This window comes from Mesorhizobium sp. M7A.F.Ca.ET.027.03.2.1, assembly GCF_003999175.1.
Taxonomy (GTDB): Bacteria; Pseudomonadota; Alphaproteobacteria; order Rhizobiales; family Rhizobiaceae; genus Mesorhizobium.
In genome coordinates, this window is the sequence record NZ_RZOM01000165.1 from 1 (window position 1) to 7,950 (window position 7,950).

General features: G+C 62.6%; 9 protein-coding genes and 1 pseudogene. 8 read left to right on the forward strand and 2 right to left on the reverse strand.

The genetic code is table 11. The features are described from left to right. From EN750_RS40600 to EN750_RS10085, 6 genes and pseudogenes are all read left to right on the forward strand, one after another. Positions 1 to 151 (forward strand): annotated as a pseudogene (locus tag EN750_RS40600) (MoxR family ATPase); the annotation flags it as partial. Positions 152 to 154: 3 nt separating this feature from the next. Beyond that, the gene (locus EN750_RS10065; protein ID WP_127396329.1) at positions 155 to 1,399 is read left to right on the forward strand and encodes a VWA domain-containing protein; all 1,245 of its coding nucleotides are present in this window, start codon (positions 155 to 157) and stop codon (positions 1,397 to 1,399) included. 59 nt (positions 1,400 to 1,458) lie between these two features. Continuing rightward, the gene (locus EN750_RS10070; protein ID WP_013532112.1) at positions 1,459 to 1,797 is read left to right on the forward strand and encodes an XdhC family protein; all 339 of its coding nucleotides are present in this window, start codon (positions 1,459 to 1,461) and stop codon (positions 1,795 to 1,797) included. Between the two features lie 6 nt (positions 1,798 to 1,803). Continuing rightward, positions 1,804 to 2,541 carry an XdhC family protein gene (locus tag EN750_RS10075; protein ID WP_127396330.1) on the forward strand — a complete coding sequence of 246 codons (738 nt, stop codon included), beginning with the start codon at positions 1,804 to 1,806 and terminating at the stop codon, positions 2,539 to 2,541. A gap of 66 nt (positions 2,542 to 2,607) precedes the next feature. Continuing rightward, positions 2,608 to 4,218, forward strand: a complete 1,611-nt coding sequence (locus tag EN750_RS10080; RefSeq protein WP_127396331.1) for a molybdopterin-binding/glycosyltransferase family 2 protein — start codon at positions 2,608 to 2,610, stop codon at positions 4,216 to 4,218. 32 nt (positions 4,219 to 4,250) lie between these two features. Further along, positions 4,251 to 5,141 carry an alpha/beta fold hydrolase gene (locus EN750_RS10085; protein WP_127396332.1) on the forward strand — a complete coding sequence of 297 codons (891 nt, stop codon included), beginning with the start codon at positions 4,251 to 4,253 and terminating at the stop codon, positions 5,139 to 5,141. Between the two features lie 29 nt (positions 5,142 to 5,170). Here the strand turns inward: EN750_RS10085 and EN750_RS10090 are convergent, their stop codons facing one another. Beyond that, positions 5,171 to 6,223, reverse strand: a complete 1,053-nt coding sequence (locus tag EN750_RS10090) for a DUF1176 domain-containing protein (protein WP_127396333.1) — start codon at positions 6,221 to 6,223, stop codon at positions 5,171 to 5,173. Between the two features lie 137 nt (positions 6,224 to 6,360). Here EN750_RS10090 and EN750_RS10095 point away from each other — a divergent pair, with 137 nt between their 5' ends. Beyond that, positions 6,361 to 6,867 carry a DUF1993 family protein gene (locus EN750_RS10095; RefSeq protein WP_127396334.1) on the forward strand — a complete coding sequence of 169 codons (507 nt, stop codon included), beginning with the start codon at positions 6,361 to 6,363 and terminating at the stop codon, positions 6,865 to 6,867. Positions 6,868 to 6,922: 55 nt separating this feature from the next. Here the strand turns inward: EN750_RS10095 and EN750_RS10100 are convergent, their stop codons facing one another. Then, on the reverse strand, positions 6,923 to 7,087 hold the full coding sequence (locus tag EN750_RS10100) for a hypothetical protein (protein WP_023706483.1): 165 nt from the start codon (positions 7,085 to 7,087) through the stop codon (positions 6,923 to 6,925). A 412-nt stretch (positions 7,088 to 7,499) separates the two neighbouring features. Between EN750_RS10100 and EN750_RS10105 the strand changes: the two genes are divergently transcribed. Further along, on the forward strand, positions 7,500 to 7,950 hold a 451-nt coding region (locus EN750_RS10105; protein ID WP_127396335.1), incomplete at its 3' end, for a hypothetical protein.

Genomic DNA, 7,950 nt, shown 5'->3' on the forward strand with positions numbered 1-7,950 from the left:
CGAACTCGACAAGGTGGCGCTCGATCCGGAAACCGTCTCCGACACGATCGGCGTGCTGTTGAAATACCAGGACGACATTGCCCGCATCGAACAGGGCGAAGGCCGGCGCATCCTCAACGAGGTGAAGGCCGAGCTTTCGGCGGCGGAGTAGGCGATGCCGCGCCCCGAACCGAAAGAGGCCATGCCGCACGGGCGGATTGCCGACAACATCGTCTATTTTGCCCGCACCTTACGCAAGGCCGGCATGCGGGTCGGGCCGGCCTCGGTCAAGGACGCCATCGAGGCGGTGCTCGCCGCCGGCATTGGTTCGCGCGACGATTTCTACTGGACGCTGCACGCCGTGCTGGTGTCGCGGCATGAGGATCACGCCACTTTCGACGAAGCCTTCCGGCTGTTCTGGAAATCGCGTGAACTGATCGAGAAGATGCTGGCTATGTTTTCGCCGGTGGCACCCGACACCAGGGAAAAGCAGAAGCCACGCGCCGCTGAAAACCGGGTCAGCCAGGCGATGTTCGAGGGCCACCAGAAGAACCAGCCGCCACAGGAAATTCCCGAGATCGAGGTCGACGCCCGCTTCACTTTTTCCGGCAACGAGGTGCTGCGGGCCAAGGATTTTGCCCAGATGAACGCCGCCGAGATGGCCGACGCCAAGAAGGCGATCGCCGAACTGCGGCTGCCTTTCAACATGGTGCGGACCCGGCGCTTCAAGGCCGATGCGCATGGCCGCCGCATCGATCCGCGAGCCATGATGCGTTCGGCCGCGCGCACCGGCGGCGAACTGATCCTGCCGAAATTCCGCTCAGCCCGCGAAGTTCATCCGCCTTTGGTGGTTCTGGCCGACATTTCAGGCTCGATGAGCCAGTACACGCGCATCTTCCTGCATTTCTTGCATGCACTGACGGAAAAAAGGCGTCGCGTGCACACGTTCGTTTTTGGCACAAGGCTGACCAATCTGACCCGGCAGATGCGCCACCGCGATCCCGATGCAGCACTTGCCGACTGTTCTGCGGCGATCAAGGACTGGTCGGGCGGCACCCGCATCGGCGACACACTTGCCGAGTTCAACCTGATATGGTCGCGGCGCGTGCTGGGGCAGGGGGCGGTCGTGCTTCTGATCACCGACGGGTTGGAGCGCGACGATGTCGACGGCCTGTCGGAGGAAATGGAGCGCCTGCACAAATCCTGCCGGCGGCTGATCTGGCTGAACCCGTTGCTGCGCTTCGACGGTTTTCAGGCGCGCGCCCGTGGCGTCAAGGCGATGCTGCCGCATGTCGACGAGTTCCGCTCGGTGCACAATCTCGATGCGCTGGCCGATCTCTGCGCGTCATTGGACAAGAAGTCGGCACAATCCGTCGATCCGCGCCGATGGCTGGACGCTGGCGCGAGGCACGCCGCATAACCATATCTTTCCCACCCAGAAACAGATCCCGAGAAAAACAGACTTCTGGAGAAACGGTCATGGAAAACAGCATTTATCTGGATGAGGCCCGCGACCCGCTGATCATCGCGGAGGGCTGGATGAAGGACGGCAAGGACGTGGCCATCGCGACTGTGGTCGAGACCTGGGGTTCGGCGCCCCGACCTGTAGGCAGCCATCTGGTCATCGACGCCGACGGCAATTTCCACGGCTCCGTCTCGGGCGGCTGCGTCGAAGGCGCTGTGGTCAGTGAGGCCATCGACGTCATCGACAGCGGCAAGGCCAGGATGCTGGAGTTCGGTGTTGCCGATGAAACCGCATGGCAGGTCGGCCTGTCCTGTGGCGGCCGCATCAAGGTGTACGTGGAAAGACTGGGCTGATCTCGGATGGATCCCTACGCCTTAAAAATTTTGAACGCCGAACGACGAGCTCGCCGTGCGGCGATCCTTGTCACCGATCTCGGTGACGGCCGCGACCGCATCGTGCGCGAAGGCGATCAGGTCGCCGGCGATCTCGGCGCTGCCATTGCCAAGGCGTTCCGCACCGGCAATTCCGGTTCGGTCGAGGCAGAGGGGCGAACCTTCTTTCTCAACGCGCATTTGCCGCAGCCGCGTCTGGTCGTGATTGGCGCTGTCCATATCAGCCAGGCGCTGGCGCCGATGGCGAAGATCGCCGGCTATCCCGTGGAGATCATCGACCCCCGCACCGCTTTCGCCACGCCGGACCGCTTTCCCGACGTGGCGCTTCATGCCGAATGGCCGGAGGATGTGCTGAAGCGCCAACCGCTCGACAGCTACACCGCACTTGCCGCCGTCACCCATGATCCGAAGGTCGATGATTTCGCGCTGAAGGCCGCGCTCGACGCCAACTGTTTCTATGTCGGGGCGCTCGGTAGCAGGAAGACGCATGCCAAGCGGGTCGAACGCCTGCTGGCGCTGGGCGCGAGCGCCGATCAGATCGCCCGTATCCAAGCGCCGATCGGGCTCGACATCGGTGCTGCCAGCCCGGGAGAGATCGCCGTTGCGGTGTTGGCCCAGGCGATCCACGCCTTCCGCTCGCGCGGTCTTGATGCCTCCGCATCGGCTCCAAAATCGAAATCGACTTTGGAAAAGCACGATGCGTAGATTCAAAATAGCAGAGCGTCCGTTGCGCGTCCAAAAGGACGCGCGGCGCTCTGCGGGCGCGGCGGCGTGAAATTCGGCCCGATCCCGATTGAGACGGCGGAAGGCGCGGTGCTGGCGCACTCCACCACCGCTGGTGAACGCCGCTTCCGCAAGGCGCACAGGCTCAGCGCCGAAGATGTGGCGCTGCTGCGGGCCGCCGGTGTTTCCGAGGTCGTTGCGGCTGTTCTGGCTGAGGACGACCTCAGCGAGGATGCCGCCGCGCAAACGATTGCCGAGAGCATGGCCTTTCGCGGGATCGAAGCCAGGCCTGCCGCGACCGGGCGGGTCAACCTCCATGCCAAGGCGCCGGGCATCTTCACGGTCGATGCCGCTATCATCGACGCCATCAATGCCATCGATCCCGCCATCACCATTGCGACGCTGGCGCAGCATGCGCCGGTCGAGAAAGGCCAGATGGTCGCGACCGTGAAGATCATTCCCTTCGCGGTCAGTTCAGCGCTGGTCGGCGCTGCGACAGAAATCTGCGCCGCGGGCGAGGTATTTGCCGTCAATGCCTACCGGCCCGTGCGTGTCGGCGTCATCCAGACGGTTCTGCCGGGCATCAAGCCTTCCGTGCTCGACAAGACGCTGCGCGTCACCGAAGCGCGGCTGGCGCGCACCGGGGGCAGGCTGACTGCGGAGCGCCGCACGCCGCATGAGATCGCGCCGGTGGCGGAGGCCACGGCTTCGCTGGCGCGCGACAATGACATGGTGGTGATCTTCGGCGCTTCGGCGATGAGCGATTTTGCCGATGTCATTCCCGCGGCGATCGAGAAGGCGGGTGGTGCAGTCATCCGCGCGGGCATGCCGGTCGATCCCGGCAATCTGCTGGTGCTCGGAACGCTCGGCGGCAAGCACGTCATCGGCGCGCCCGGCTGCGCCCGCAGCCCCAAGGAGAATGGTTTCGACTGGGTGCTGGACCGGTTGATCGCTGGCCTCGACGTGACGGCCAGGGATATTGCCGCCATGGGGGTCGGCGGGCTGCTGATGGAAATCCCGACACGGCCGCAGCCGCGCGAACCGCTGCCGGCCAAAAGCCAGCTCAAGGTCGGCATCGTGCTGCTGGCCGCTGGCCGCTCAAGCCGCATGGGCGGGCCGAACAAGCTTTTGGCGCTGTTCGACGGCAAGCCGCTTGTGCGCCGCACCGCCAAGCGGGCGCTCGGCTCGAAGGCGTCCGGCACTGTCATCGTCACCGGCCACCAGCGCGAGCGGGTGCGCGCTGCGCTGGTGGGCCTCGACGTGACCTTCGCCGACAATCCCGATTTTGCCGAGGGCCTGTCCACCTCGCTGAAAGCCGGCATCGCCTATCTGCCGGAAGATTCCGCCGGCGTGATGATCGTTCTCGGTGACATGCCTGATATCACGTCCGATGACCTCGACAGATTGATCGATGCTTTCCGCAAGGCCGGCGGCAATGCGGTGGTCCGCGCCTCGCATGATGGCAAGCGCGGCAACCCGGTGCTTTTGCCGCGCTCGCTGTTTCCGGCGATCGCCCATCTCGAAGGCGACACCGGCGCGCGCCATCTGGTCGAGACGGAAGGGCTCGATGTCATCGATGTCGAGATCGGCGCGGCGGCGTCAGTCGATGTCGACACACGCGAGGCGCTGGAAGGCGCCGGCGGCGTGCTGCAGGATTGACAAACCCAAGGCGAATTACGCATGCCTTGGGCATGTCTATTCGCTGCCAAATTTTCTGTGCCTTTGCAGTCGCGACCGCGTTGCTGTCTTCGGCCGCGCAAAGCCAGACGCTGTCCCTAAAACCCTTCAAGGACGATCTCTTCGCCTATCCGCCCACGCTGTCGTCTGACATCAACGGCACCTACACGGTCATCGACTACCGCGAGATGCGCGACATCAACCAGCGTGACCAGGTGCCGGAGCGGCGGGTGAACGCCCAATACACCGACACCAGCGTCCGCAAGATGCAGCAGGATCTGTTGCTGAAGACCGATGCCGGCGATGTCAGGCATGTCGCCGTCGGCAAGACCGAGGGCGCCGGCATCATCGTGCTTTATCTGCACGGGCAGGGCGGCAGCCGCAAGCAGGGTGTCGACGACTTCACATTCGGCGGCAATTTCAACCGGCTCAAGAACCTGATGGCCGGCAATGGCGGCCTCTATCTCAGTCCTGATTTCCCCGATTTCGGCGATACGGGAGCGGCGCAGGTGGCGGCGCTGATCGGTCATTATGCCGAACAGTCGCCAGGCGCGAAGATCTTCGTCGCCTGCGGCTCTATGGGCGGCGCGCTGTGCTGGAAGCTGGCCACGCGCAAGGACATGGGCGGCCGCATCAACGGCCTGCTGCTGCTCGGTTCGCTGTGGGATGAGAGCTTTTTCACCAGCCCGGCCTTCAAGCGCCGCGTGCCGGTCTTCTTCGGCCAGGGCAGCCATGACGTGGTCTACCCCGTGGCAAAGCAGGAGGCGTTCTTTCGCTCGATCCTGACCAAATCGAAGACCTATCCGACCCGCTTCGTCCGCTTCGAGACCGGCACCCATGGCACTCCGATCCGCATGACCGACTGGCGCGGCACGCTCAACTGGATGCTGTCGAAGGCGCCCTGATCGACGCAGCCTGCAAGCTCGTGTGATGCTCAGGGCGCGGTGTTGTAGTCGACAACCGTCTCCGGATTTTGCTCGCCGTCATAGGACGCATCGACGTCATACTGGACCAGCGAAAAATTGCCGTTGCGGAACAGATACGTCCCTGCGTCGGACGCATCGCCGATGCCGCGCCACTTGTTGAATGTTGTGATCGTGTGGGCAGCCTCGTCATAATCGGAATTGACCGCCCAGCCGGACGTCTGGAAACCGACGATACTCATGCCCAGCAATTTGCCGTTGCTGTCATTGTTCTCGTAGCGGATGTCCATCTTGGGCTCGGCGAACTGCAATTGCTGCACGCCCGATATCTCGTCGGTCATATAGTAGACCGAGCTTTCATTGTAGGCGGCGGCCGAGCAGGAAAAATGGAACAGCCGCGTCTCCTTGTCGGGATCGCCGGGCTGCGCATCCTTGTCCTTGTATTTAATCGAAAAAACGGTCGGCTCATTGGCAAGGAACTGCTTGTCGCACTGGTCGCCATAGGTTGCCAGAAAGGCCTTCTTGGCCTGCTCCAGTGCGGTGTCTTTCTTTGGCGGTGGCGGGCCATCGCCGCAGCTTGGCGGCAGCGCCTCCTCGAAATCGGTAGTGGAGGGCTTCAGTGCCCCTTTCTCGATGTGGATCGGATCGAAGGGTGGCTCCACCTGGGTCTGGGCATTCACCTGGCGCAGCGTATAGCACCCGGCAAAGACCTTTTCGCCGCCAGCCTTGTCCGTCGCGCGGATGGCGACGGGGACGTTGTAGAAAATGCTGCCAGCCGCGCCTTCGTCGGAAACCGTCCCGGTCTGGACTTCGACCTTGTCCGTCCCATCATAGCCCTTGACGAAACTATCGAAATCCTTTGCCGGCTTTGTATCGCCGAAATACCCCCATGCGCGGGCGAATTCGTGCCGGCTGATGGCGCTATACAGCGAACGGACAACCGCGTCGGCGCTCGACCGATCGTCGATATAGGGTGCTTCGGGGGCATCGTCGGCAGCCAATACCGTCTGGCCGATCGGTGCCAGGGAGAGAAAGGCAGTCGCTGCGAAAAGGGCGCGTCTCATCGGGAACCTCCGCTCGATAGAGGATTCTACGACGGCGATTGCGGCAACGTGGTGACGCAGGCTCGACGGACTTGAAGAATCGCGCGCGAAGGCGCTACGTCGCGTCCGCCGGCGTTCGGCCGGACAGGAGATTTGACGTGACGATATCGATGTATGAGGCGTCCGTGCCGGTGTTTTCGGCCAGGCTGAAAGCGCTTTCCGATGTGCTGGCGACCGCCGAACAGAATGCGCTTGACCGCAAGATCGACCCGCAGGTGTTTCTGACGGCGCGGCTCGCGCCAGACATGTTCGCCTTGACCAGGCAGGTGCAGATCGCCACCGATCATGCCAAGGGCGCGCCGTCACGGCTCGCCGGCCGCGAAGTGCCGAAATATGAGGACAACGAGGCGAGTTTTGCCGATGTCCAGGCTCGCATCACGAAGACGCTCGACCTTCTGGCGACTTTTTCGGCTGCCGAGTTCGACGGCTCCGACGACAAGATCATCGAGCTGAAGCTTGGCGGACGGGAAAGTTCGATGCCCGGCCTGCAGTATCTGCTGCATGTGGCCATGCCCAACTTCTATTTCCACCTCACCACGGCCTACGACATTCTTCGCCACAATGGCGTGCCGTTGGGCAAGGCGACGTTCCTGGGATCGCGCTAGGGAATTGAGTTTTTTGGAGATGTCCCGGATCGATCCGGGACATCTCCGGAAGTACCTAGCGAACGGACATTTCGCGGGCGATGCGGGGGAAGTCGGCCGGCTTGATACCGATGTCGGCACGGTCGGCATTGCTCATCGAATGAAGCAGCGCGAGCGCCGAGCGGTATCTCAGATGCTCCTGCGGCCGCGGCCGGGCGAACATTTCAGTGAAGAAACCCATGATTCAAGCCCCAAATTGGTCCTCCACGCCAGCCAATATAGGTGAATCGTGACAATTGTGCAGTGCAGCATTTGCATACCTGCCATGTCTTGGCGAATTTTTGTCTTGGCGAATTTTTTCGCCATTTTCTGCAACCCGGCGAAACTTTTGGCCGGTGCGTATCGTAGCCTCGAATGCTGGCTACATGGCCGGTTTTTCCTCGCCACTCCTGGCGAATTCCGGACTGCGTGAAAATGCAGTCCGGCTTTGTTTTTGGGATTGCGGTGGGTGAAGCGGTAGACGAGGCGAAGGCTAAATTCGTTAAGATCGGTGCCATGCATTTTTAACGAGCCGGTTCTATGCTTTGATACCCGAATGGTCGGGCGAGGGGGAGGCTGACATCGCTACTGGCGCCAAGCGGGATTTCGCTTCGTTGCTCGACGACCTCTTCATCGCCCCCGACAAGAATGGCGAGGGCGAAGAGGCCGGCGCTCGTCCATCCATCCCGTTTGACTATCTTTCGGTGGCCGATGAACTCCATTCCGGCCGCATCAAGGTTTCCGCTGCCGAATATCGCGAGGCGGGCGCGGATCTGGCGACGGAATTCGCCGCCTTGCTCGATCATGCCAAGCTGGCTCTCGCCGGCGAAGAGCCAAAGCCCGAGGAAAAGCTGCCGCCGATCGATCCCGAAGCCATCGCCGTCGAACTTGGCCTCGATCAGCCCAAGCAAATCGCCGACTTCAGCCGCATGCGCCGCCGCTTTGCCTTTGCCAACCATCCCGACCGTGTCGCCCCGCATTTGCGCCAGCGCGCCATGATCCGAATGCAAGTGGCCAACATGCTGATCGACGAGGCCAAGCGCCGTGCACTAGCCGGTGCTCGCC